This is a genomic window from uncultured Clostridium sp. (assembly GCF_947036855.1).
Lineage (GTDB): Bacteria > Bacillota > Clostridia > Clostridiales > Clostridiaceae > Sarcina.
Window position 1 is genome coordinate 1 of record NZ_CAMQRY010000015.1, and the last position, 26,439, is coordinate 26,439.

The 26,439-nt window shown below is 27.3% G+C and carries 21 protein-coding genes, 1 pseudogene and 1 other annotated feature; of the genes and pseudogenes, 2 read left to right on the forward strand and 20 right to left on the reverse strand.

The features are described 5' to 3' along the window. Positions 1–10 precede the first annotated feature (10 nt). From Q0V15_RS03300 to Q0V15_RS03320, 5 genes are all read right to left on the reverse strand, one after another. Entirely contained in the window at positions 11–850 is an 840-nt protein-coding gene (locus Q0V15_RS03300) for a Cof-type HAD-IIB family hydrolase (RefSeq protein WP_297435976.1), read from the reverse strand. A gap of 222 nt (positions 851–1,072) precedes the next feature. Further along, positions 1,073–2,377 (reverse strand): VanW family protein, encoded by a 1,305-nt coding sequence (locus Q0V15_RS03305; protein ID WP_297435979.1) that lies wholly within the window; start codon positions 2,375–2,377, stop codon positions 1,073–1,075. A 163-nt stretch (positions 2,378–2,540) separates the two neighbouring features. Continuing rightward, positions 2,541–3,455, reverse strand: a complete 915-nt coding sequence (locus Q0V15_RS03310) for a D-alanine--D-alanine ligase (protein ID WP_297435981.1) — start codon at positions 3,453–3,455, stop codon at positions 2,541–2,543. Positions 3,456–3,548: 93 nt separating this feature from the next. Beyond that, positions 3,549–5,747, reverse strand: coding sequence for a PAS domain-containing sensor histidine kinase (locus Q0V15_RS03315; RefSeq protein ID WP_297435983.1), 2,199 nt, complete (start codon positions 5,745–5,747; stop codon positions 3,549–3,551). Between the two features lie 279 nt (positions 5,748–6,026). Beyond that, positions 6,027–8,078 carry a PAS domain-containing sensor histidine kinase gene (locus Q0V15_RS03320; RefSeq protein WP_297435985.1) on the reverse strand — a complete coding sequence of 684 codons (2,052 nt, stop codon included), beginning with the start codon at positions 8,076–8,078 and terminating at the stop codon, positions 6,027–6,029. Positions 8,079–8,421: 343 nt separating this feature from the next. Here Q0V15_RS03320 and Q0V15_RS03325 point away from each other — a divergent pair, with 343 nt between their 5' ends. Further along, the gene (locus tag Q0V15_RS03325; RefSeq protein WP_297435987.1) at positions 8,422–9,291 is read left to right on the forward strand and encodes a DMT family transporter; all 870 of its coding nucleotides are present in this window, start codon (positions 8,422–8,424) and stop codon (positions 9,289–9,291) included. A gap of 50 nt (positions 9,292–9,341) precedes the next feature. Here the strand turns inward: Q0V15_RS03325 and nth are convergent, their stop codons facing one another. The 8 genes from nth to Q0V15_RS03365 form a co-directional block, all read right to left on the reverse strand. Next, the gene (nth, locus tag Q0V15_RS03330; RefSeq protein ID WP_297435989.1) at positions 9,342–9,995 is read right to left on the reverse strand and encodes an endonuclease III; all 654 of its coding nucleotides are present in this window, start codon (positions 9,993–9,995) and stop codon (positions 9,342–9,344) included. A 15-nt stretch (positions 9,996–10,010) separates the two neighbouring features. Beyond that, positions 10,011–10,712 carry a 1-acyl-sn-glycerol-3-phosphate acyltransferase gene (locus Q0V15_RS03335; RefSeq protein ID WP_297435991.1) on the reverse strand — a complete coding sequence of 234 codons (702 nt, stop codon included), beginning with the start codon at positions 10,710–10,712 and terminating at the stop codon, positions 10,011–10,013. A 41-nt stretch (positions 10,713–10,753) separates the two neighbouring features. Continuing rightward, on the reverse strand, positions 10,754–11,749 hold the full coding sequence (gene queG, locus Q0V15_RS03340) for a tRNA epoxyqueuosine(34) reductase QueG (RefSeq protein ID WP_297435993.1): 996 nt from the start codon (positions 11,747–11,749) through the stop codon (positions 10,754–10,756). An 18-nt stretch (positions 11,750–11,767) separates the two neighbouring features. Continuing rightward, positions 11,768–12,343 carry a serine O-acetyltransferase EpsC gene (epsC, locus tag Q0V15_RS03345; protein ID WP_297435995.1) on the reverse strand — a complete coding sequence of 192 codons (576 nt, stop codon included), beginning with the start codon at positions 12,341–12,343 and terminating at the stop codon, positions 11,768–11,770. A gap of 20 nt (positions 12,344–12,363) precedes the next feature. Then, on the reverse strand, positions 12,364–13,272 hold the full coding sequence (gene cysK / locus Q0V15_RS03350) for a cysteine synthase A (protein WP_297435997.1): 909 nt from the start codon (positions 13,270–13,272) through the stop codon (positions 12,364–12,366). Positions 13,273–13,354: 82 nt separating this feature from the next. Then, positions 13,355–13,585, reverse strand: a binding site (T-box leader). Positions 13,586–13,667: 82 nt separating this feature from the next. Then, positions 13,668–14,927 carry a magnesium transporter gene (locus Q0V15_RS03355; RefSeq protein ID WP_297435999.1) on the reverse strand — a complete coding sequence of 420 codons (1,260 nt, stop codon included), beginning with the start codon at positions 14,925–14,927 and terminating at the stop codon, positions 13,668–13,670. A gap of 203 nt (positions 14,928–15,130) precedes the next feature. After that, positions 15,131–15,664, reverse strand: coding sequence for a hypothetical protein (locus Q0V15_RS03360; RefSeq protein WP_297436001.1), 534 nt, complete (start codon positions 15,662–15,664; stop codon positions 15,131–15,133). Between the two features lie 162 nt (positions 15,665–15,826). Further along, on the reverse strand, positions 15,827–16,705 hold the full coding sequence (locus tag Q0V15_RS03365; protein WP_297436003.1) for a YegS/Rv2252/BmrU family lipid kinase: 879 nt from the start codon (positions 16,703–16,705) through the stop codon (positions 15,827–15,829). Between the two features lie 295 nt (positions 16,706–17,000). Here Q0V15_RS03365 and pssA point away from each other — a divergent pair, with 295 nt between their 5' ends. Beyond that, positions 17,001–17,522, forward strand: a complete 522-nt coding sequence (pssA, locus tag Q0V15_RS03370) for a CDP-diacylglycerol--serine O-phosphatidyltransferase (protein ID WP_297436005.1) — start codon at positions 17,001–17,003, stop codon at positions 17,520–17,522. A 45-nt stretch (positions 17,523–17,567) separates the two neighbouring features. Here the strand turns inward: pssA and Q0V15_RS03375 are convergent, their stop codons facing one another. The 7 genes and pseudogenes from Q0V15_RS03375 to Q0V15_RS03405 all read right to left on the reverse strand — a co-directional run bounded on the left by Q0V15_RS03375 (position 17,568) and on the right by Q0V15_RS03405 (position 26,148). Then, entirely contained in the window at positions 17,568–17,912 is a 345-nt protein-coding gene (locus Q0V15_RS03375) for a hypothetical protein (RefSeq protein ID WP_297436007.1), read from the reverse strand. A 54-nt stretch (positions 17,913–17,966) separates the two neighbouring features. Next, a complete protein-coding gene (locus tag Q0V15_RS03380) occupies positions 17,967–19,331 on the reverse strand; it encodes a SpoVR family protein (protein WP_297436009.1) in 1,365 nt (454 codons plus the stop codon). Between the two features lie 3 nt (positions 19,332–19,334). Further along, on the reverse strand, positions 19,335–20,522 hold the full coding sequence (yhbH, locus tag Q0V15_RS03385; RefSeq protein ID WP_297436011.1) for a sporulation protein YhbH: 1,188 nt from the start codon (positions 20,520–20,522) through the stop codon (positions 19,335–19,337). Between the two features lie 5 nt (positions 20,523–20,527). After that, positions 20,528–21,790, reverse strand: a pseudogene (locus Q0V15_RS03390) (serine protein kinase); the annotation flags it as partial. A 42-nt stretch (positions 21,791–21,832) separates the two neighbouring features. Next, a complete protein-coding gene (locus tag Q0V15_RS03395; protein WP_297436013.1) occupies positions 21,833–23,332 on the reverse strand; it encodes a recombinase family protein in 1,500 nt (499 codons plus the stop codon). A gap of 82 nt (positions 23,333–23,414) precedes the next feature. Further along, the gene (locus Q0V15_RS03400) at positions 23,415–23,636 is read right to left on the reverse strand and encodes a hypothetical protein (protein ID WP_297436015.1); all 222 of its coding nucleotides are present in this window, start codon (positions 23,634–23,636) and stop codon (positions 23,415–23,417) included. A gap of 88 nt (positions 23,637–23,724) precedes the next feature. Then, positions 23,725–26,148 (reverse strand): glycosyltransferase, encoded by a 2,424-nt coding sequence (locus Q0V15_RS03405; RefSeq protein WP_297436017.1) that lies wholly within the window; start codon positions 26,146–26,148, stop codon positions 23,725–23,727. Between the last annotated feature and the right edge of the window lie 291 nt (positions 26,149–26,439).

Consider the following 26,439-nt stretch of genomic DNA (forward strand, 5'->3'; position numbering starts at 1 on the left):
ATATCATCATCTATTCCTTATTAAAAATAAACTTTTCAACAACTTTTGCTACACCGTTGTTATCATTTGTATCTGTTATATAGTCTGAAATATCTTTTACTGCCTGTGTACCATTTTTCATAGCTACTCCAAGCCCAGCATATTTAAGCATTGAGATATCATTTCCATTATCTCCAATACAAATTATCTCTTCTTTTTTTATACCATAATGCTCCCCAAGCATTTTAACTGCTCTTCCTTTTGAAACATCTTTGCTATTTATCTCAAGACAATACTTACCTGAGTATGTTAATTCAAACATATTTGTATTCTTAAGTTCATTCTCTATCTGTTTTAACTTACTTTTACTTGGATCAAGCATTATGCATTTTCCAAAAACTTCTGTTTTTGCATCAAATAAAGAAGTCCACTCACTACTTTTCTTTAAATAAATATTTTTTATTTTATATTTTTCTGGTACATTTCTATTGAAAAACATATTATTTATAAACATTCTAAACTTTGAATTTAAATAAATTTTTCCAAGTGCATGAAAATTAGGAATTGTTTTATACTTATTTGAAATTTCTAATATCTTTTCACATTGTACTTTTTCTAAAGCTTCCTTAAAAATTAAAACTTCTCCTGATTCATCTATTACTAATGCACCATTATTAGCTATCACTGCTGACTCTATACCTATTTCATTTGCAAAGTATAAAGCACTTCTTGAATTTCTACCTGTACATATTATTATGTGAACTCCATCATCATAAGCTTTTTTAAGAGCTATCTTATTTACTTCTGATAAATTCTTTTTAGAATTTAATAAAGTTCCGTCCATATCTATGCATATCATCTTATAGTTCATAATGCTCCCACCTATCTTTTTTATTTCTATTATTTAATAACGCTTATTATATTATAGCAAAACATTAGATAGATAAAAATACTATTAATTAACCTTAACATAGGTTTTAAATAAAGAAAGGTTTTATAAGTAAATTTAATACACTTATAAAACCTTTCTTTATTTATTCATTTTGTCTAATATTAATTCTTATTTTATTACTTATTTTTTGTATACAGTCTATTATTTATAAGTATCAGTTGAAATACGCTCTCTTGAAATCTCTACACCATCTTTATAGGTTATAAAATATCCATTTGAACTTCCCCCTGCTGGTACTCCAACCAAATCATAAGTATTTCCATTTAATTCATCTGTATCTCCATAAATATTAAATATAACTTGTCCATTACTTATCATTCCTTCTATATAGATAGGCGTATCATAAATATTTTTAAATTTATAATCTAAATATCCCCATGCAACAGTAGCATCTTCGCTTGGCTGTGCATAAGAAACAGACATTGAATGATTATACCTTTCAGTTGATTTTATCCCTGATTTAATAATTGATTGATATAAAGTTGTAGACACCTGACATACTCCGCCTCCAATAGTTTGTACAACTTCATCTCCAGAAAATCCTGCTCCACTTCTAAATCCACGCTCTACAGTTCTTTCTCCAACTATATCATTATAACTAAATTCTTCACCTGGAAGAAGTACTGTTCCATTTATATTATCAGTTGCTACAATCAAATTTGTTGTTCTACTAACATCACCACCATTAAAGTGAGTACTAGAACCTCCTATTTTACCATCAATCTCTGATAAAATTTCTTCAGTTATTTTTGCACTACTTTCTTTTGTTGGAATATCTATATTTTCTTTCATAGTATCTACATCACAATCTAATTCTTTTTTTATAAGTTCATTAGCTTTTTTTATATCTACTTCTATTCCCTTTTCTTCTTTTACAATATCTATTACTCCACCATTTATATTAAGTGTTGCATCTTTAGGACTTATTTTAACTTGTTCATTTAACTTACCTATATATTCATCTATAACTTTTTGGTCATATCCAAATTCAACTTCTACATCTTTAGAAACTCCCTTTTTTATGTAAGAATTTCTTTTTAATAAACTTGCATCTTTACCAATTTCAAATGCACTATCTATTGCTTTATCAACCTTATATTTCGCCTTTATTTTTGAATATTCTATTGATGTATTTTCACCTTTAGCACTTATAGTTATTTTTTTATCATCAACTGTTTCTAACAGACCATCCTCTATAAGTATTTTAGCTTCATTCTTTGTTTTTCCACCAACATCAACACCATGTATTGTTACACCTGTATAAATTTTATTATTCCAACTATCAACATTATTTTTTACACTCAAAAAATATGCTGCTAAAATAGCTATAATTGTAATAACAATTATAAGACCAATATAAGCAAACTTCTTATTTCTTCGATCTTTATCTAACCGTTCATTTTCTTCATTGATTGAAAATATTTGATTTTCATCATCATTATGCATATAAAACACCTCTTTTTAATTATTGCTTAATACAATTTATATAAGCTAACTTTCGAATTTATTCTTATATCTGTATTTTTTAATAATTTTGAAATAATATATGCATATAATGTAAAAGACCTTACATATTTTCCAATATGTAAAGCCTTTTATTATCTAAATACTATCTCTTTTCTTTTAATGAACCTTCAATTATTAAATCTATAAACTTTGTATAATCAATTCCTACACTAGCAACACTTTTAGGGAATAAACTTGTTGCTGTCATCCCTGGAAGCGTATTAACTTCTAATATATATGGAACTCCATTACTTACTATCATATCAACTCTTGCATATACACTGCACTTAAGAAGTTTATATGTTTCAAGTGCCATAAATTCAACTTCTTTTTGTAACTTGCCATCAAGTTCTATAATAAACTCTTCTGCAGCTTCATCACCTAAAGAATATTTAGATACAGCATCAAAGAACTCACCTTTTGGCTTTATAGCAACTATTGGATATAACCTTCCATCAAGAATAGGACAAGTTATTTCATCACCTTTTATATATTGCTCAATCATAACTTCTTTATCGTATTTTAAAGCTTCAAGAACTGCAGCCTCTACGTCTTCTTTTCTTTTAATAAAGTTTGTTGCAACTGATGATCCACCACTATTTGGCTTAATAAATACAGGATACCCCATTTTTTCAATAGCATTATAATCTATATTTTCTACAGATGTTGCTATTATCCAATCAGCTGTTCTTATATTTTCAAGTCTTAAAATTCTTTTACTCATATCCTTATCCATGCAAAGTGCACTACTTAAACTACCACACCCTGAATATGGAATATCTAAAGTTTGTAAAACTGCTTGTACAGTTCCATCTTCTCCAAACTGACCATGTAATGCTAAAAGTGCAAAGTCTATCTTTCCCTCTTTAACTTTAGTTATTATATCTTCTTTTTTATTTAAAATAATCTCTATTACATCATATTTATTTCTATCAATTCTTTCTAACATTGATTTTCCACTGTTTAATGATATTTCTCTCTCTGATGAAATACCACCCATTATAATTCCAACTCTCATTACTATTTCCTCCAAAAAAATTATAGGGCTTAAATCTTTTGATTTAACCCCTATAATTATATCACTATAAAGTTTTAATATAAAGTCACCTTATCACTCAATATCAGAAAACTCAACTGAAATATCTCCTAGCAGTGAAATTTCTCTATTGGTTCCATTTATAATTGCACTCTCATTTTCTTCATCTTTACTGTTGGGAAGCGATATGATAAAATCACACCCGTTTCCCTCATCAGAGTTTAAAACTATTTTACCACTATGCATATCAACTAATGTCTTAACAAGTGATAAACCTATCCCACTACCTTTTTTACTAAGTTCTCCATTATCACATTGATTAAACCTCTCAAAAACAGCTTCACACTTTTCTTTCTTAATACCAATACCTGTATCTCTTATTGAAATATATACAAAGTTTTCATCAAAACTTATATTTACATATATATATCCATAATTTGGAGTAAACTTTATAGCGTTAGATATTAGATTTAAAATTATTCTCTCTACCATTTCTCTATCACAATATATATAACGTTCCTCTTCTTGAGTATCAAAAATAAGTTCTAATTCTTTTGATTTCATATATGGTATTGCAGAGTCACAAATATTTTCAATTAATGTAACTATATTATAAAAATCCTTCTTTACAACCAAAGACCCATTATCAATTTTATTAATATCTATAATGTCATTAACAAGTTTTAAAAGCCTTAAAGCATTCACTTTTATTGTATTTTCATACTTTTCAAAAGATAATTTAAATTCTTCTAAACTATTATTATCTTTTTTTTCATTAAGTAACTGTAAACTTGAATATATAATATGAATAGGAGTTCTTAGTTCATGTGCTAAATTTGTAAAACTATCTCTTTTAAAAGCTATGTTCTCAGCCTTCTCTATTCGCTTACTTAAACTTTCTATTTTTTTAATTTTTTCAGTTTTTGAACATATAAAAACATACCCTATAATATTATTAAAATTATCAGTTAATTTATCTATATTAATTAAAACCTCTAAAAGTTTCTCATTTCTAGCCCTTATTCTTCCTCTAATACTTTTAAAACTTTCTTGCTCTTCATAATATAAAAAATTTGATATATCTTGATTCATAAAAATATTTTGATCTATTAAAAGTTCTTTTTCACATTTTCTATTAACATATGATATATTAAATTTTTCATCCGTTATAAATATAATTTCATCAATATTATTATTTATTGAACTAAATTTCTTTTTTTCATTTGCAAAAGTTACTTCATCAACAATATTTCTTATAGTGTAAATATTATATGCTTCTGTATTATAACTATCATACCTATTTACTAATCTTTGATAATTAATACTATACCTAACAGCCTCTTTATCTTTAACTACAGTACTAATACTTATCCCATCATTTACACATTTCAATAAGTTAAGCATATCATTATCATTATAGTCTTTATTAGCTCTAGTATTTATTTTTTCTTTTAAAACATTTAAATCTCCATCATAATTTTCATCATTCATATAATTTTTCTTTGCCTTTTTATTAGCATATATCATTTCTTTATTTTTACATATAAAAACATTAGAATTATCATTCTTATCTACTATATTATAAAACAGCCTATATTTTTCCTCTGACTTGCGAACATCTTCAACTGTATTTATCAAGACAACTATCATACTTATTAAAATAACTATTATAGCTAAAAATAATGTAAGTTCCCCTCTTACCAAATCTATAGGATTATATGTTTGCCTCCAAAATATAAGTCTAGACATCTTATGTGCTAATGACTTAATTAAAATCAAAACCATTATATTAATAACTAGACCTTCTATATCATTAGCTTCATAGTTTTTCTTACAGTTAAATAATACGCCAAAAATTAAAACAATAAAAATTATTCTTGAAATACTTACGCTCCAAAAATTTATGGGTGTCTCACTAAATGTTCTAATCATATCATTGCTACCTGCTATAAATAAAGCCATTATAAAAAATATTCCTATTGCTATGACTTTATTATATTGGTACACTATAACTTTTTTCATTATATATGATTTTCTAAATAAAAACATAATAAGCATCATAGCTCTAAAAAACAATGCCCCAATAAAAACTGTTGCTAAAAAACCACCTTCAAAATTTTTACTATACAACCTTATTCCAAGTTCCAAAAATAGTGCTATAAAATATACTGCAATGTATAAAAAATCATCCTCTTTTAATATTTTATTATAAATAAATATAACAAGAAGTGCAAAAACAGTCATCCACATATTCACAAAATATATTATCCACATAGTGTCCATTGTAATACATATATTTGTTTTGCTATCTATTAAAACAAACATATAAGATATTGCTAATAAAATTATTGTTAAAAAACTTAATCTTTTTTTTAGATTCCCCTCAAAATTCTTCAAATTACATACCAACCTTTTATTTATATTCTAAATTATACACCATTAGTATTAATTTTTCTCCAAATTAACCATTTATTAACATTTTTTCTTTTTTAAAATACAAATTGTATATTTTTTTATATAAATTGGTTTATTTTGTAATATATCCCTCTAAAATTATTTATTCACAGGTAATTTCACTGTAAATATGCAACCTTCTCCAATATCAGACTCTAAATCTATAGTCCCTTCATGTAGTTCAACTAATCTTTTTACTGAATATAAACCTATCCCACTTCCATTTTTAGCATCAATAATATTTCCACATTGCTTAAATCTTTCAAAAACTACTTTACCAAATTCTCTATCAATTCCTATCCCAGTATCTTTAACTAATATTTCAACCCAGCTATTTACAAAAAATATTTCTATATAAATATATCCATTAATAGGTGTAAATTTTATTGCATTTGATACTAAATTTAATATTATTCTTTCTACCATAGATTTATCACATTCTATATAAAACTCTTCCTTACTTGTAGTAAATTCAAATGTTATTTCTTTTATTTTCATATAAGGCATCATTGATTCACTCACCTCTTTAACTACACTAACAATATTATAATATCCTTTTTTAAACTCTTCTTCACTATTGCTATCCGCTATTTCATCAACTATATTTAATAGTCTTTGTGCATTTCCTACTATCGTTTTTTCATATTTTTCAAAAGATACTTTAAATTTCTCTGAATCAATATTTTCTTTTTGAACTTTTAAAAGTTGTAAACTTGAGTATATAATATGAATTGGTGTTCTAAGATCATGTGCTAAATTTGTAAAGCTATCTCTTTCATATACTATCTTTTCAGCATCTATTACTCTATTACTCAATTTTTTTATTTTTTCCTCATCTTCAACTTTAAAACATATTACTGCATATCCTATTAAAGTATCATAATCATCCATCAACTTTTTGACTTTAACTTCAACTTCAATAATTTTATTTTCATTATTTATTATTGCTCCAAGTATTCTTTTTTTCTTATTTGAAATTTCATAAGATGCAAATTTACTAATATAATTACCTATAATTACATCTTCCTTTAATCCAATTTCTTTTTGACACTGCTTATTTACATATGTTATCTGAAAGTTTTCATCTAATACAAATACAATTTCATCTATACTATTATTTATTGCACAAAATTTATTTCCTTCATTATCTAGAGTAATTTTATCTATGATATCTCTAACCATAAACACATCATATTGTTTGTATTTCTTCTTTCTATCAACCTCACCAACACTTTGATACATTACACTATATCTTTTTTCCTTATTATCTTTAATTATAAGACTGACCTGCTCTTTATTTTCTATGTATCGCTTTAATTTTTCAATTTCTTCATTTTTATTCCCTGCAGATATAAGTTTATTTAAATTTTCTAAATCTCCACTATAGTCTTCATTCCCAAGCCATATTTTTTTTGCTCTTCCATTTGCATAAACTAAATCCCCATTAGTATATATAAATATATTAGAGTTATCATTTTTATCAACTATATTATAAAATAATTTATACTCTTCATTAGCAACCTTTGCTTTTTCATATATATCAAGTAACACAACTGCCATACTAAATAAAAAAATTAATATAGCCATAAGAAGTGACAATTCACCATCTACTAAATCCCCAATATTATATTTTCTATTCTTAAATATAATATTAGAGAATTTATGTGCTAGACCTTTAACTATAAATAATATCATTATAGTTATAAAAAAACCTTTTGTATCATCTTCCTCAAAATTTTTCTTGCAATTATAAAGTAGCCCTATTACAAATACACAAAATCCTATTATTGGTACAAAAACATTAATTCTAGCTCTCTCTATACTAATAAAATTATAGCTATTATTTTTAACTGCTATAAATATCGTAATTGCACAAATTATTATTTTTAGCCATATAAATCTATATCTCAAAGATGTTAAATATTTTATAAATTTACTTTTTCTAAATAGAAAAACAACTAATATCCCCCATCTAAAAAAAGAGCCCCTTAAAAATATTATATTTGCATACTCATCAACATTAATCCCTATAGTTATTAATATAATTATTTCTATAATTAATGCAATAAAATAAATACCTATATACCATAGTTGATCATTTTTAAAAACCTTATTATATATACTAATTACTATAAGTGCTAAAAAACTCATAAATAAATTTATAAATTGTAATGTCCTTATAGTCATATTCCCAAATTGAAAATCCCATTTTGTATTTTTAAAAACTAAATAAATTGATATAGCTAGCAAAATAAGAACCAAGCAACTTAAAACATATTTACTTTTACCTTTTAATTTATCCAAAACATCTACCTATCCTTTTTATCATTAAAATAATTATACAATAACCAACTCTTAAAATGTAATAATTCACCATTTTTTAATATATTTTGTAATAATTTAATTTAAATTATTAGTATAGCTTTAGTTTATTTGTATTTTTTCACATCAGGTCATATACTTTAATATAGATATATCAAAGGAGGTATTTTATTTGTCTAATAAATCAAAAGCAATCATATTCATAATATTATCTGCATTTTCATTTGCTCTAATGTCTGCCTGTGTAAAATTCTCAGGTGATATGCCTGCATTTGAAAAAAGTTTTTTCAGAAATGTCGTAAGCTGTATTGTAGCTTTTTATCTTATAAAGAAAAATTCTGCTCCATATCTTGGACAAAAGAAAAATAGAAAGGTGCTAATACTTCGTGCTGCGCTTGGAACTGTTGGAATTTGGGCTAACTTCTATGCAATCGATAAGCTTGTATTATCAAATGCAACAATCCTTAATCAATTAAGTCCATTTGTTGTAATTATCTTCTCTTACTTATTCTTAAAAGAGAAAATAAAACCAATACATATAATATCAATTCTTGTTGCATTTACAGGTGTACTATTTATTGTTAAGCCTAGCCTTAAAATAGATGCCACACTTATAGCATCACTAGTTGGATTATCTTCTGCATTCTTTGCTGGTGGTGCTTATACTTGTGTAAGATACCTAAGTACATCTGGAGAAAAATCATATACAATAGTATTCTTTTTCTCATTTTTCTCAATAATAGCAACAATTCCATTTATGCTATTTGATTTTGTTGTGCCTAGTATTGAGCAGATTGTCATATTACTTTTTGCTGGTATTTTTGCATCAATAGCACAATTTTCATTAACTATTGCATACAAATATGCACCTGCGAAAGAAATATCAATATTTACTTATACGCAGGTTATATTTACAGCAATACTTGGTTTTATACTTTGGAAAACTGTTCCTGATAATTATTCAATACTTGGATATTTTATAATAATCGGAGCTTCTCTTAATATATTCTTGTATAACCTTAGAAAAAGTAAATCTAAATAAAATATAAAAATAGGACAAGTAGAAAAAACTACTTGTCCTATTTTTATATTTTATTTTAAACCAAGTTTTTCATTTTTTAAAATCTCTTTGTAAAAATTACAATCTTTGTTTATCATACAATTTCTACAATCAGGTTTCCTTGCATAGCATCGTCTTCTTCCATGGAAGATTATAAGATGATGTGCAAGTGTCCACTCTTTTTTAGGAAGTTCTACTTGTAACTGCTTTTCTGTATCTAAAACATTATCAGCATTTGCAAGACCTATTCTATTTGAAACTCTAAAAACATGTGTATCAACAGCTATAGCTGGAACTCCAAAAGCATTAGACATAACTACATTTGCAGTTTTTCTTCCTGCGCCTGCAAGAGATGTAAGTCCCTCCATATCTTTTGGTACTACTCCATTAAAATTTTCAATTATTTGTGCACACATCATCATAAGATTTTTTGTTTTATTTCTATATAATCCTATTATTTTAAGCCTATTTTCAAGTTCTGCTTGTGAAACTTTACTCATAGAATAAACATCAGGATAATCTTTAAATAATGTACTTGTAATCTCATTTACTTTAATATCTGTTGTCTGAGCTGAAAGTGCTGTTGCAACTAAAAGTTGAAATGGTGTTTCATAATTTAGTTCACACTTTGCATCTGGATATTCAAGTTTTAAAGCTTCTAAAACTCTTTTAGTTCTTACTTTCATAATTTTCTCCTTAGTTTACTTATAGACTCCTCTATAACTCTCAGGAAGTAGATTTGCAATCCCCTTCATATATGTTTCTAAAACCTTATCATCATAAATACGTCTATCTTCTTCTTTGTCTTTTTTAGGTAATACTATAGGATTTCCAAACTTAACCATAACTTTTGCATGATTAAATGTTTCTTGTCCCATATTCCCTGTTTTACTTATAGGCATCATTATCTCTGTTCCATGAATCCCAAATGGAATAACTGTTGCTTTTGTAAGTCTTGCAATTAAGTTTATTCCCTTTTTCCCCTCAATCATTTCTCCTGTTCTACTTCTTGTTCCCTCTGGAAACATAACTAAATTAGTTCCACTCTTTGATGCTTGTATTATACTCTTTAAAGCCTCTTTATCAGCAGAATTAGGTGTTATATTAATAGTTTTTGTAAGTCTCATTCCTATATTAGTCATAGGCTCTCCACTTAATTTAACTCCCGCTACAAAATGAGGATCATATTTTTCTTTAAGAACTCTATCTATTACAAGTCCATCTGCATTACTAAGATGATTACCTATAAATATTATAGGTCCTCTAACTTTTGAAACTTCATCTAACCCCTCAATATGTATATCTGCATTTTTTCTTAATATATCAGATATTATTTTACGTCCTATAGGCTGAAATATAACATCTGGTAATGATGTAACAAACTTTGCTATCCATGGTTGCATACTATAACTCTTCCTTTCTCTTATCCATACTCTTAAAATTATTATAATTTATTAATCTTTAAAAGTCTATTTTTATACTCATTTATATAATCAGATTGTGATTTTATATCACTTATATCTTCTTTATTATAAATAGCTTTTTTTATCATTGCATTTCTAATTATAGTATTTTTTCCCCTCCACCCGCAAGATGTTCCCTTAAAACTTTGCTTAAATGTTACATTATCAAGAGTAATCATACTATCAACTAAAGGATTCTCCATAAAATCTTTAGGTTTAAACTCTTCAATCGTTGATAATTTGATATCAATGTTATATGGACACTCAAGCTGACAACTATCACACCCAAATATCTTTCCATCCATAATCTTTATAAACTTATCATCAATTTCCTTTTTTTGAGTAATATAAGACATACATATATTACAGTTTTTTTTCACTTTATTTATTGATTTTGTAGGACACTCCTTATAACAAATTTCACATTCTCCACATTCTTTAAAATCTTTTATCTCATCAAACGTTCTAATATCATTTTCATATAGTTCTATATCAGTAATAATTTCACCAAGAAATACATATGACCCATATTCCTTTGTTATAATCATATTATTTTTCCCAATAAACCCAACACCAGAAAGATATGCTATATACCGTTCCGGAAGTGTATTGCTATCTGTAAATCCAATAGCTTTTCCACCAGACTCTTCTATAATATCTATGACTTCCTTTAAATACTTATGTACAACATTATGATAATCTTCCCCTCTTGTATAAAGAGAAAAACCTGTATCCTTATAATCATAAGAATGAAGATATGGAAAGGCAATTGATATAATTGTCTTTCCATCCTCCATATAATGTTTTGGATTAATTCTTTTATCTATATCATCTTCTTCAAATTCATTTTGAAGTCCATTTTCTTTACGATCTTTATAAAAATCGTAACATTCAGTAAATTTTCTACATTCAATAAAACCAATATGAGGTAATCCCCTGCTCTTACAATGCTCTATTATCTTATTTTTTAAATTCATACTACATCTCTTTCTATATTAAATATTCATATTATTATATATACAAACTCCATTACAATCTTCTATATCTATAATATCACTACTTTTATTCTTATTTTTTGCTGGAATACCAACTGCTGTGGCTTTATGTGGCATCATTTCTAATACAACTGAATTAGCTCCTATTTTAACATTATCTTGAATCATTATAGGGCCTAAAACTTTTGCCCCACAACCAATTATAACATTATTCCCTATCGTTGGATGTCTTTTTCCTTTATGCTTTCCAGTTCCACCAAGTGTTACACCATGATAAATTACAACATTATCCCCAATTTCAGCAGTTTCACCAATAACAACACCCATTCCATGGTCTATAAAAAGACCTTTGCCAAGCTTTGCTCCTGGATGAATTTCTATCCCTGTTAAAAATCTTGCAAATTGTGATATTAATCTTGATACAAAAAAATGATTTCTTTTATAAAAATAACTAGCCATTCTATGAATATTTACAGCATGTACCCCTGGATACAAAAATATTACTTCCCACTTGCTCCTTGCGGCAGGGTCATTCCTTAATACTGTTTCTATATCTTGTTTTAAATTATTGAACAAATTTTTCACTTCCTAAAATTTTACTCGTATAAACCTACTGAAAAATACTTTTCTCCACCATCTGGTGCAATTACAACAATCTTTTTATCTTCCCCTAAAGTCTTTGCTACACTAATTCCAGCAAAAATTGCCGCACCTGAGGAAACTCCAACAAGTATACCTTCATTCTTAGCATATGCCCTAGCTGTATCAAAAGCTTCTTCATTTGTAACTTTAATTATTTCATCAACAACATCTGATTTATATATTGCTGGAATAAAACCTGCTCCAATTCCTTGAATTTTATGTGGCCCTGGTTTTCCTCCTGATAAAACTGGTGAATCAGCTGGTTCAACTGCTATAATTTTTATATCTTTATTAAGTTCTTTTAATCTTTTACCTATACCACTTACAGTTCCACCAGTTCCAACTCCAGCAATTACAATATCAACATCTGGTATATCTTTAATAATTTCTTCTGCTGTTGTTTCATAATGCTTATTTAAATTCCCTAAATTTTCAAACTGTTGTGGTAAAAAATATCCATTCTCATCTGCAAGTTCTTTTGCTTTCTCTATCGCACCTTTCATACCTTTAGATGCTTCAGTTAAAACAAGCTTCGCCCCATAAGCTTTAATAACTTCTCTTCTTTCTTTAGTCATACTCTCTGGCATAACTATTACTACATCATACCCCTTAAGTGAACCTATTAAAGCAAGTGCTATCCCTGTATTTCCACTAGTTGGTTCAACTATAGTTTGTCCAACTTTTAATACCCCTTCACGCTCTGCTTTTTCTATCATACCAAGTGCTGCTCTATCTTTAACACTTCCACTTGCATTAAATCTTTCAAGTTTAACAAAAACCTCTGCCCCATTTTTCTCTGAAATACTATTCACCTTAAGCAAAGGTGTATTCCCTATCAATTCAATTGCATTATTATATAACATAAATTTAGCCCCCTTAAATTTTTTATATTTAGAAATCTCACCTGAAAATTAGTATAAAAAAAACTCCTCCTCTAAATTTTCATTTAGAGACGAAGTTACTCGCGGTTCCACTCTATTTAAACATCAAAATGTTTCACTCTTCTAGTACAAAATTATACTATATCAATATAACGGTTGAATCCCGTAAGTTCCTACTTATTTCAGAACTTTAGCTCCAAAGTGCACTTCATATAAATTAAGGCGAAAAGTTCTCAGCAATCTTTTCTCTCTGTAACCCTCCTTATATACTACTCTACTTTTTCACAGCATTTTTATCCTAGTATTTCGATAAGATTTCCTTAATTTAATTATATTCCACTTTTTGGAAAATGCAACCATTTATTTAAAACAAATTTCTACTTATTTTTTCTTTTCCAAATTTTATTAAAGAATTCATCTATAACATCATACATTATTACAGCTCCCTGAAGCACATCATCATCATCAACCACCGGAATAGATAAAAGCGCATACTTTTCAACAACTTCTGCTGCTTTTTCTATTTCATCATTATACGACAGTGTTATAAGATTATCTTCCATAATATCTCTAAGCTTTGTAATAGGATCATATAAAAATAACTTTGAAAATGTTACATAGCCTTTAAGCTTTCCAACAATATCTGTTATATATATAGTATAAATAGTTTCTTCCTCTGGCTGAGTTGCTCTTAATAACAATAATGTTTCACCAATTGTCATATCACCATAATTTAAAGCAATAAAATCAGTATTCATTATACTACCAACGCTCTCTTCACTATATGAAAGTAACTCTTCAACTTCCTTAGCATCTTCCCTTTCTATATTGACAAGTATTTTTTCTCTTTCCTCTTCCCCTAAATCATCTAATATATCTGCAATCTCATCATTTGGAATATTTTCAAAAAGTTCTGCCATTTTAATATCAGAAAGTTCCCTAATAATACTACCTTGAAACTCAGGTTCTACTTCTTCAAGTGTATCAGCAGCTAAATCTTCACTTAAACTTTCAAATACACTTTTTCTATCCTTCGCGTCAAGTTCCTCTAATATATCAGCAATATCAGCTGGATGAAGTTCTTGTATTTTCTTATATGGTACTGACATTTGAAGATTATCTCCACCTTCTAAAGCCTCAACATCTTCCCACATTATAGCTCTCTCTGCAAAATCTTTTTTAAATATATTAGATAGTATTTTACCCAATCCATCAAAACCTCTTCTTCTATATCTAACATATTTTCCAGTTTCAACAGCTATTAATCTATATTCCCCTGCAACTTCTGCAAGCCTTAAATCTTCAACTCTAACAACTTTTTTACCATTGATATCTACTATTTTTCTATCAAGCACATCTTGAGTTAGCATATATGTATAATTTCTTGGAAGTATCTCTCTACTTCCTGTAATTTGTATCTTTACCTTACTACTTTCTCTTTGATAAAAATCAATTTTTCTAAATTCATAGTCTATAAGTCCTTGATCATTCTTAACCTTATATCCTACGATCTTTGGATATCCCTCATTAGTACTTACATAAATATCTTTTAAGATACCCATTACATCACCATATTCATCATATATCTTTTTATTTAAAATTGAACTATACAAAAAGAATGTAAGTCTTTTACTCATAATTACCTCCCTTACTAGAGGCAAACTATTTTAAGATTAATTAAAAAGAGCCATTCTAGTAATTTCTTTATTAAATTTTATATTCTCACTTTCAGACACAGGGGCTCCATCCACTTAATCTCACATCCTTATATTAAAATTATTCTACACTCTATAATATTATTATAATAACAAAAAATCAAATATATATTACAAAAAAAGCCCTAAGACTTAAACGTCTTAAGACTATACTCTAAACTTATTAATAATATAAACTCACTAATCAGGCAATATGGTAAATAATTTTTTAATACTACAATAGCTATATTTTCTAGAACTATAACTATTATACTTATAAGAATTATAGCAAGTCCTCTATTATTAGTTGAGCTATTACTTTTGCTAAACACAACTATACACATAAGCACTAACATCAAACTTATATTCACAATCCTAAAAAGTCCATCTCTTACAAATCCTACTGAATATCCAAAATCAAAGCTAATATTGAACTTTGATTTTAGTAAAAAAAACACTAAAATATAAATTGGTATAACTAACCATATTTTATTTATCACTGCTTTATAGCTATGTTTATCACTTCTCCAATATATAAAAAACATAGTTATAATAATTGCTGGTACATATATTAAATCTAAACATACTATAGCTTTTGATAAAGCTAAGTTTATTCTACCACCACTTATACTTAATATAATTAAAAACAAATTCTTAGCTATTGCTATAATTAAAAACAAATTTAAATATGATTTTATTTTTTTTGGTGTACTTTTTAAATTTATGAAAAGCATATAAAAACAAAAAATAACTATAAGCAACAACAAGGTGTAATACGATAATACTTCTATCAAGTTTATCACTCCTTATTTCTTAGTTACTTATAATTATTAAGTAAATCCCTATTTTATACCTAAAATCTTAATTCCACCTCTAATACATTTTACATGTAGTGGAAAATCAGGTCCTTTTTCTCCATCAATATCGGTAACAATATCTTCTGATGATTCTATTATTAAGTTATCTGTTTTAAAATACTCAACCCTAGCATCATTTAATATTTCACCTTTTAATAGCCTTATAAATAATGGTAGCAATTCATGTATATTAACAGCTTTGAAGATTATTATGTCAAGCAAGCCATCATCAAGTGATGCTTCCGTTGCTAATTTAAAGTTACCTGCTGTTTGTCCATTAAATGCAAGCATCAGATACATTTGCATATCTTCAACTTTTCCATCATTATTAATTCTAACTTTTAATTTTCTAAAGTTCGGAAGTTGTTCTATACCTTTTAAGTAATATGCAAGTTTTCCTATTGTATTTTTTAAATTAACATCTGTTTTTTGAGAGACGTCTGTAAATAGTCCTGTTGATAAAACATTTACAAAATATTTATCATTTACCTGTCCTAAATCAACTTCTTTTGCTGTTGAATTAAGTATTTGCTGTACACACTTTCCAATATCTGCTGGTAAGCCTAAAAACTTTGCAAAATCATTTGCAGTTCCAACTGGAAGTATTCCTATTGGTAAATCTATATTTTTACGCTTCATCTCATTAACTACTGAATCTACTGTTCCATCTCCACCTGCTAAAAGAATATACTCATAGCTATTATCTATGTCTTCTAAAGCCTTTTCAATCCCTTCACCTCTAGTTATTCTAAAAGGGACAATTGTTAGTCCTCTATCTTGATGCATTTTTATAACTGTATCAAGATGACTAAGTATAGCATTTTCTCCTGAATACGGATTATAAATAAACTTTACTTTTTTCATATTATTACCTCCATACATTGCATGAAACTATTTTCTCTTACCAATAATTCTCAGCCTCTATTGTAAATCATTAACATTTATTCGATTATATCATTTATTTTACGCATTGTCGACTTTACACCCTTTCTCCTTACTGTTATAATTTAAGATATTATTTTGCATAGTTTTCTGCTAAATTAAATTATATTTTCAAAGATTTTTTCATTTTTTCTATAAATGAATTTTTATTATTTTTTAATAATATAATAGCTAGATAAACAAACTATGTTCGTCAAAATTAGGAGTGATATTCGTTATGAAAAAAAGTTGGTTACCTAATATATTTACATTCATAAATCTTGGATGTGGTATACTTTCTTTACTTGCAACATTCGATAAGAAATTTTTATTATCAGCACTACTAATAATCGCAGGTGCAATAGTGGATAGATATGATGGTAGAATTGCTAGATACTTTAATGCATCTAGTGAACTTGGAAAAGAACTTGACTCATTAGCAGACCTTGTTTCTTTTGGTGTGGCACCATCTATTCTTGTTTTTGTTTTATACAACTTCAAAGATTTTGGTCCATATGGAATACTTGGTTATGCTGTACTTTTACTATTCCCTATATGCGGAGCATTCAGACTTGCTAGATATAATACAGCTCAGTTTGATGGAGACTTTAGAGGTGTCCCTATAACTATAGTTGGAGTTTTTATGGCTATATATGCTTTATTTACAGCGAATGATTTTTTAAATATATATGTACCATTTATATTAATGATAATAGGTGCTTATCTTATGGTAAGTAATATTAAAATTAAAAAGTTATAAAAAAACAAGCCTTTATTTTCTAATAAAATATAGGCTTGTTTTTATTTACTCATCTTCCCTTTCATTCTGAAAATTAAGTTCATTATCAATTTCTGTTTGTATTATAGCTTTACTAACTTCTATATTTAGCATTTTACTTTTAAACCTTAAATATTCTATATAATTACACTGTGAACATTCTAATGCATCTACTATATTATCTATAAGTTCTCCAACATCATCAATTCTTTTAAGTGCATCTTTTACATCACTCTTTTTTGAAAGTGCTATTGAATTAAGTTCTCCTGCACTCCCTATCAAAAGTCTATATGCATTTACATACTTACCAAGCATATCTACAAGACTATTTATTTCTATATAATACTCATCATATAATTTTTTGCTTCCCATACGCCTCCTACTAAAAAAGGGATTAAGCATAAACTTAAACCCCTTTTCAAACCTTTATTTGCTGTTTTTTTTATCATCACAAACATATGAAACTTCTGTCCTTTCTCTATTTTGAGTGTGGAGGATAACTTTTCCTTTCCAAAGTTTCTGTATATGTTTTAAAGTTCTTTTAGTATAGTTTGCATCAAGTTCTCTACCATCATATACATGTTCAAGATGTAGTGTATATTCTTGTTTCTCAAACTCTAAAACTCTTATATGTGGTATTGTACCCATTCCACACTCTGATGCTATGGTATCTCTTATTTTTTTCCAACCATCTTCATCTGAAACTTCATCTACAACTATATCAAACCCTTTTTTAGCATATTTGAATAAATCAAGTTCTTCACATAGCTCTCTTGTTAAATATTTTCTTATAAATGAATTATCTCTTTCGAGCGCACGTACTTCAAACATTTTTTCTCTACCATATTTTCTTTCTATATCTTCAAGTATTTTAAATCCAATATAATAAGGATTAAGACCATATGGTATTGGTGCTATAACATCATTATGCCTTTTGATAAACTCAAGGTATAATCCATCTGGTAAATTCAACTTTTTCAGTATATTGTAATGCCAATAACTAGCCCATCCCTCATTTATAATCTTAGTTTCTATCTGTGGTATAAAATACATACTTTCCTTTCTAACTATACTTAATACATTCTTTTCCCACTCTTCTAAATCTCCATGAGTAATGATAAACTTCATTAAATCATCATCTGGTTCAAGTGGTATTTTACTAACATCTGGCATCTTTATATCTTCATATGCATCAAGAACACTTCTATTATTTCTCTTTTCTAAATAATCTTCTACAATTCGTTTTTTAAGTTCCTCTTCAGAAAGTTTCTTAACTCCTGTAACTCTTGGTACTTGGTATCTAATAGAGTGAGCAGCATCTATCACTCTTTCAACCTCTTCATACCCTATGCTTGGATCATTTATATATCCTCTGATAATTTGTGCATCAAATTTAAACATTTCAATAGTTTGTGCTGCTCTTGTACCTTCCTTGAAAAGTCTATTGTTTTTAAAGAAATCATTATGCCCATAAACATGGGCAATTGTTAAAATTTGAAGAAGTAATGTGTTATCTCTCATAAGATATGCAATACTCGGATTTGTGTTTATAACCATCTCATATGGAAGTCCTGTCATATTGAGAGAATATAATGTTTTATTCTTCTCATAAGCCTTACCATAGCTCCAATGTGGATATTTTGATGGCATACCAACATATGACTCATATGCAAGCATATCATTATATCCTATAATCTCAAACTCTTGTGGATAGCAATCAAGACCAACTTCTTTAACTATTTCTTCAATTTTATCATTCCATTCTTCTAAATCTTTCAATAAATAGTCCATAGTCTACCTCCCATCACTATCTTCATTTAGTTCTTTAGATAACATATCTTTTAAAGCTACCCATAAATCTTTTTTCTCTTTAACAATAACAGGAACAAAATTTTTCCTTTTTATCTCTTTATCAAATCTATAATACATAGTTGTTGAGTAAGTTGATGGTAACAGTTCTGCATATCCAAATAAACTTGAAACATCACATAAATCATTAACAGCTTGTAGAGCTTTTTCATTATCCTCACTCCAGTTATCACCATCAGATGCATAGAACGGATATATATTCCATCTACTAGGACTATATTTTTCTTCTATAAGGTCTAAGGCTTCATTAAGTCCTGATGATATATAAGTACCACCTGACTCACCCTTATGGAAAAATTCATACTCATTTACCTGCTTTGCAACCGTTGTATGTGATATAAATTCAAATGCTAAATTATTATATTTTCGTCTAAGGAATTTTGATAAAACAAAGAAGAATGATCTTGCTAGATATTTTTTTGTACTATCCATAGAACCTGATACATCCATTATAAAAATCATAACAGCATTACTTTCTTTTTTAGGTTTTTTAGTAACTCTAAAGTATCTTAAATCCTCTTCTCTAAATGGAAATCTTTCAATTTCTTCACTCTCACCAATTTCTCTAAGTGCTCTTTTCTTACCTTGAAGTCTAGACATTTTAGACATAACTGTTTTCTTTTTTGCAAGTCTTGGTCTTATACCATATCTTTGATATCCTCTTCTTTTACCTCTGCTCTCAACAACAATCTCTGAATATTTTTTTCTATCAAGATTAGGCAAATCTAAATCTTCAACTATATAATCAAGCAAATCATCAAGCGTTATCTCTGTTTCATAAACATCTTGTCCTTCTTCATTCCCTGCACCACCAGCACCATTTGCTTTTTGCTGTTCTTTAGCTGTTCCTATTTTATCACCTTTTTTTTCATCACCGGTTCCAGTTGTTACACCAGAACCGCTTTTTCCATATATAAATTGATATTCCTTAATTCCTCTTATAGGTATTTTAAATTTCTTATTCTTGCTCTCACCAATAATACTTTCTTCTGATAATATATCACCAATATTTTCTTTTATTGATTTCTCAACTAGCTGTCTATGCCTTCTTATATCCTCAATTGCTCTATCATGTTCAACTTGATTATCTAATTGATCTCTGAAAATTGCCATTTAAACTAGTCCTTCCATAAATTATTAGATGCATACTTTAATATAATATCGCAGCAATGAGGGCAGTAACCATTTTTCTCCATTTCAGCAACCATTGTACTGTACTTAGCATCTTGTTCTTTATCACGAACTCTTGATCTTGTTATAATTCTTGATAAATCTTTTACAGATGCAGTAAGTTTCTTCTCAATAGCTTCTTTAAGTGGCTCATATGACTTGTAATCTATTGTTGTTCCACTTCTAACTAGATAGAACATATATGAAGTCACATCAGCTCTAAAGCCTTTTGCTGATGATTCTGATATACCTATTTGTTCTTCTATACTTCTCATAAACTCTTCATCTGGATTTAATTCCTCACCAGTTGAATTATCCTTAATCTTATTTTTGTTTATATAAGCCTCTGCATTATCTAAATAATTATTAAATAAACTCTCAGCTTGCTCCTTAAATGAATGTATAAATGCCTTTGTAACTTCTTTCTCAAGTATTTGATTATATTCTTTTCTAATTGTATCTTGAATAAATCCTAAATACTTCTTCTTATCTTCCTGTGCAATATCTAAATCTTTAACAGATTTAATTATACTTTCCATTATGCTAAGTGGATTTATACAATTACTTTCTGAATTTGAAAGCGCATTATCTATTGCCTTAACTATAAATCTTGTAGAAATACCTTTCATCCCTTCAAATGAACCAGCCTCTTCTTTAAGTTCTGTAACATCAATTCTCTTAGTTGCACCCTTTTCTACAATATCTTCACCATTATATATTTTAAGTTTTGTCATAGAATCAACTTTCATAGATGGTACAAGTCTTGATAAAACTGCAAACATAGCTGCAATTTCAATAGTATGTGGTGCTATATGAGCATTGAAATTTGATTTTTTAATCATCTTCTCATATATTCTTTGCTCCTCTGAAAGCTCTAAGCAATAAGGAACTTCAACCTTTACAATTCTATCTAAAATAGCTTCATTAGTATGATCTGATTTAAATCTATTCCACTCTGCTTCATTTGAGTGAGCTATAATAAGTCCATCAAAATAAATCATTGACCCCTTACCTGGTGATGGAATTGACTTTTCTTGAGTAGCAGTAATAATTGTATGAAGATACTCAACATCATTTTTAAATACCTCAATGAATTCTACCATTCCTCTATTACCAACATTGAATGCACCATTTAAAGAGAATATTCTAGGATCATCCTCTGAGTACATATCCATTCTTGATATATCAATTGAACCATTTAATATGCTAGTTACAAAGGTAACTTAAAAGGGTATAAGTATCCAAAAAAATATCTAATTCATATATTTAACCTTTATTTGAATATCCCCCTCTAAACCAAGTATAATTTCTTCTACCACTTCTTTTAGCATTGCATTTGTCCAACTCTCAATAGATTTATTTATTACTTTTTCAATCCCCTTATAAAGAGTTATTTTCTCAACTTTATTTTCCTCTGCTATAATTTTTTTATTTAAAAACTCTTTTTCTTTTAATAAAACTTTAATATAATCATTAATTTTCTCACTCTGTAACTTATATAGTTCTTGCTCTAAAAGTCCACTCGTATAATTAATTAAAATACTATTAGCAATACTCACTTGCTTATCTATACTTTTAGTTACAAAATCTAATTTATTTTTATACTTTATTTCATCAGAAATTTCTTTATATTTTATGCTTTCAAGCTTTTTATAATTATTTTCACTTAAATCCTCTAACTCTAATTTAACAATTTCTATCAAATCAATTTCATTGTATCTATTACTTTTATGTCCACATTTTGTTCCAAGTTTCTCATATTCAAGACAATTATAATATCTTTTATAATTCTCTCTTTTTTTCCTCTTTGAATACATTCTAGCCCCACAGTCTCCGCAAATTAAAAGATTACTAAATAATGATTTATTTGAATTTCGTGTACTTATTATCCCATCTATATAAGATGCTTTAGCCTTTTTCTTCCTTTTGTTCATCAAATCTGAAACTTTTGCAAAAACTTCCATTTCTACTATTCCCTCATGATTATTAATATGCCTATACCAATCTTTAGAGTCTATCTTAATTACTTCTTTTAACGTTGCATCTATAGTCCTAGTTTTACCTTGAACCAATGTTCCTATATAAAATTCATTAACTAACATTTTAGCTACTGTATTTCCTTGCCATACTCCTCCACATTTAGTAGGTGTATTTTTTTTAATTAACTTTTGGCATATTTTATTATATCCAAATCCTTCAAGATATAAATTGAAAATTTCTCTGACTACTATAGCTTCTTCTTCATTCACTAAAAATGATTTACTTTCCTTATTATATTTATATCCATATATAGGCTTCGCAGTATGTATTTTTCCTTGTATATTAAAACTATCCCATATAAGTTTTAACCTTTCTGATGTTGAGTTAGCTTCCTTTTCAGCAAGCCATGCCATAAGTCCAAAATTAGCCATATCCTTTTCACTATCAAGTCCATCCTCTAAAAAAATAATTCTAATTCCCTTTATCCTAAGTTTATTTATAGCATCAAGTGTTTCTCTCTGATTTCTCCCAAATCTACTAAATGATTTACAAATCAAAATATCAAACTTACCCTTAATTCCATCAACAATCATATTATTCCACTCGATTCTTTTATAAGCCTTAGCTCCACTTATTCCCTCATCTATATATGCCTTATATAAAACAAACTCTCTATTTATATCAAACCACTGTGTAAAAACCTTCTCTTGATTTTCTATACTTGTATGTTGGTCTAGTGTAGATACCCTACTAAAAGTAGCAACTCTCTTCATAATCTATACTAACCTCCTTTTCTTTTTTTAACTATATCATTAGTATATAAATTTAAAGCAAAAAAAATACAAACATAATTTCTTATGCTTGTACTAATAATATATTTTTTACTATTTCATCTATAGGTTTTTCTTCAAATTTTGTTTTAATAGTAAAAATTCTTTTACCAATTTTTCTAACTCTAACCCTCACTTTTATATCTTCATAAATAATCTTATTTCCACCTGATGTTATTTCACCACATATTTTTTTATAATCATCAAATAAAATATACTTAAAAATTTCATCATCTACTGCTAACATACATCAATATACACCTTTTAAACTTGCTTCTATAAGTATATATATGATGTTTGTATCTAAAATATTTATTCTCTAAATTCATTTTTATCTATCTACCTGCTATTTGTTTTCTTAATTTCATAAATCTATTCATAGATTCACTTGCATTTGTATAATTAATAGACTCATCTATATCATAATCAATATCTTTAGTTAAGTTATATCTGCCCTCTAACCCTACTTTTAAATCTATAACACAAATCATATCCTCTTCTATATCAGTTTTTATATCTTCTTTTATCCAATTATAAGAATCAAAAATATCATAATCAAATCCTGACTCTAAATTAGCTTTATCATTTGATATTATTAACTTAACAATAACTCCTTTACGTTGTTTTTCTTCTAAAAGTCTATAAATTTCTTTATCTGTAAATATTGATACTGCTATGAGTATAATATATTTTGCTTCTTTTATTTGTGAAATAACCTTAGTTCTTGAATCTACAAATTTTGCTTCTTTTATTATTCCACTTCTTAACTTCATAAATTTATCTGCAAACACTTCTGCATTCTCAAAGCCACAAATCTTATTAAAATCATCCTTTAATATATCCTTGCCACTTATAAAATCATACTGCCCTACTAAAACACTTTCTAAATCTATAACACAAAATCTGTTTTTCATCATTTTATAATTTAATTTACTATCTTTTGATAATTTATATATTTCAAAAATACTATAATCAAGTCCTGATAATAAATTTTCATTATCATCATTTATTATAAGCCTAACACTAACCCCATCATCTTTTTTCATTTTTAAAATATTAAAAATTTTACTATCAGTAAATAATGAAATTGCTATACATATCATGCATTTCGCTTTTTTTAATTCAGAGATTAAATCTTCTTGCATAGTATCTAAATCAAAATTATTAATATTATCTTTTTTTTCAAATTTTTCATTTATTACTTCTATTTCTTTAGCTTCTAAACTTTCTATTTCATTATTATTTTCTATCTCTTTCAAAATAATAATATTTTCTATTCTATCTGATTTGTTTTCATTACTTATAATTTCACTTTCTTTATTAATATTAAACATATCGTTTGTAACTATTAAATTTTCAGCTCCAACAACTTTAGATAATTCTTCTATTTCTGCTAACATTCCTATTTTGTTATTAGCACCACTTCTTGCAACCTTATTCCAACTATGTGGTTTAAAGAAATACTCTATACTTCCCCATACATATATAACTATCATTATTTGTCTATATATAAAAACTTCATATATCAAAAGCATAATAATCTTAGGTATAGACTTTTTCTCAATTGAAATCATTGATTTACTAGCCATTATAAATATTGTTATATCATATGTTATATATATAGCAGTACCAACCATAATAACAATCCACATAAGCCACCCTATAGGAATACTATAATATGTATCATATCCAATATAATAAAATCCTATAAGCATACATACTATAGATATATAAGCCAAAACTAAATTCTCAAATACCATAAAAAATGATAATCTATCACTTAAAATATTTTTAAATAAAAACTTATAATGATGTTTAAATGCATCTATAAATCCCTTTTGCCACCTAACTCTTTGTTTGAAAAAATCACCCCAATTATTAGGTACTTCTGTAAAACACATAGCCTTATCATTAAAAACAATTTTCTTTTTATTAGCTTTTGCATATCTATGAAATTTTATTGTTATATCAATATCTTCACCAATAGATTTTGTAAATCCACCAACTTCAAACATAACATCCTTTTTAAAAACTCCAAAAGCTCCTGAAATAACAGCAAGAGCTCTTAAATTGGCATATGAATTCTTAGTTATAAAAAATCCTTTTAAATAGTCAATAAACTGTATTCCTTCAACAATTTTTCTTGGAACTTTATAATGAATCTTATCACCAGAGAAGTTCTGAACACCTTGTGATGTTATTATGTTTCCACCTGTTGCTATTACCTCCGGATCTTGTAGCACAACATTGATTTGTTCCAATGCATCATCTTTTAAAATTGAATCCGCGTCAAGTGTAACTATAAAATCTGAATCAACTAAATTTATAGCTGCATTTAATGAATCTGCTTTTCCACCATTTTCTTTATCAACAACTATCATATTTGCATACTTTTTAGATTGATAAATCCCTCTAACCCTATTACATTTTATAATGAACTTAGATTCATCATAAGGTATACTTTCTAAATCTAATAATTGCTCTAATAGATTTATTGTCTTATCAGTTGAACCATCATTTACATAAATAACTTTTAAATTAGGATACCCTAGCTTTGAAAAGTTATTTATCGCAGCCCTTACAACAACTTCCTCATTATAACAAGGAACTATCATTGCTATCTTTCTATATACCGAAACTTCTAACATAGCCTTTTCTTCTTTCTTTTTTGTGAACACATTATACCTGTAAACCTGATATATATGTAGCGTACTAAATACTGTAATTAATATAAATACGCATGTAAAAAATATCACCATTTATTTTCCCCTAAATATTTAATTATAGATTTTTCTATTTAGTTTATCCTTATTTTCTTACAGCGTCAAATTTACATAAATATTGTGCTTAGCCTATATATTTCTAATTTTATTAAAAAGATAACCTTTTCTTATATATACTTTATACCACTATCCTATTTCTATTTTAAATATATTCAATTTAACAGGCATGTTTAACTATTTTTATTAAATTATATACTTTTTATATAATCAAGTAGTATCTTGGTTATTAGGGTCAACTGGTGGAACTACTCCAATACCTTTTCTTGA

Coding starts and splice junctions, on each gene's coding strand:
- Q0V15_RS03300 (WP_297435976.1), bottom strand. CDS start 850: ATGAACTATAAGATGATATGCATAGATATGGACGGAACTTTATTAAAT.
- Q0V15_RS03305 (WP_297435979.1), bottom strand. CDS start 2,377: ATGCATAATGATGATGAAAATCAAATATTTTCAATCAATGAAGAAAAT.
- Q0V15_RS03310 (WP_297435981.1), bottom strand. CDS start 3,455: ATGAGAGTTGGAATTATAATGGGTGGTATTTCATCAGAGAGAGAAATA.
- Q0V15_RS03315 (WP_297435983.1), bottom strand. CDS start 5,747: ATGTGGATAATATATTTTGTGAATATGTGGATGACTGTTTTTGCACTT.
- Q0V15_RS03320 (WP_297435985.1), bottom strand. CDS start 8,078: ATGAGTTTTTTAGCACTTATAGTAATTAGTATATATAATAAGGTTTTT.
- nth (WP_297435989.1), bottom strand. CDS start 9,995: ATGAAAGTAAGAACTAAAAGAGTTTTAGAAGCTTTAAAACTTGAATAT.
- Q0V15_RS03335 (WP_297435991.1), bottom strand. CDS start 10,712: ATGCAACCATGGATAGCAAAGTTTGTTACATCATTACCAGATGTTATA.
- queG (WP_297435993.1), bottom strand. CDS start 11,749: ATGAATTTAAAAAATAAGATAATAGAGCATTGTAAGAGCAGGGGATTA.
- cysK (WP_297435997.1), bottom strand. CDS start 13,272: ATGTTATATAATAATGCAATTGAATTGATAGGGAATACACCTTTGCTT.
- Q0V15_RS03355 (WP_297435999.1), bottom strand. CDS start 14,927: ATGAGTAAAAGACTTACATTCTTTTTGTATAGTTCAATTTTAAATAAA.
- Q0V15_RS03365 (WP_297436003.1), bottom strand. CDS start 16,705: ATGAAAAAAGTAAAGTTTATTTATAATCCGTATTCAGGAGAAAATGCT.
- pssA (WP_297436005.1), top strand. CDS start 17,001: ATGAAAAAAAGTTGGTTACCTAATATATTTACATTCATAAATCTTGGA.
- Q0V15_RS03375 (WP_297436007.1), bottom strand. CDS start 17,912: ATGGGAAGCAAAAAATTATATGATGAGTATTATATAGAAATAAATAGT.
- Q0V15_RS03380 (WP_297436009.1), bottom strand. CDS start 19,331: ATGGACTATTTATTGAAAGATTTAGAAGAATGGAATGATAAAATTGAA.
- yhbH (WP_297436011.1), bottom strand. CDS start 20,522: ATGGCAATTTTCAGAGATCAATTAGATAATCAAGTTGAACATGATAGA.
- Q0V15_RS03395 (WP_297436013.1), bottom strand. CDS start 23,332: ATGAAGAGAGTTGCTACTTTTAGTAGGGTATCTACACTAGACCAACAT.
- Q0V15_RS03400 (WP_297436015.1), bottom strand. CDS start 23,636: ATGTTAGCAGTAGATGATGAAATTTTTAAGTATATTTTATTTGATGAT.
- Q0V15_RS03405 (WP_297436017.1), bottom strand. CDS start 26,148: ATGGTGATATTTTTTACATGCGTATTTATATTAATTACAGTATTTAGT.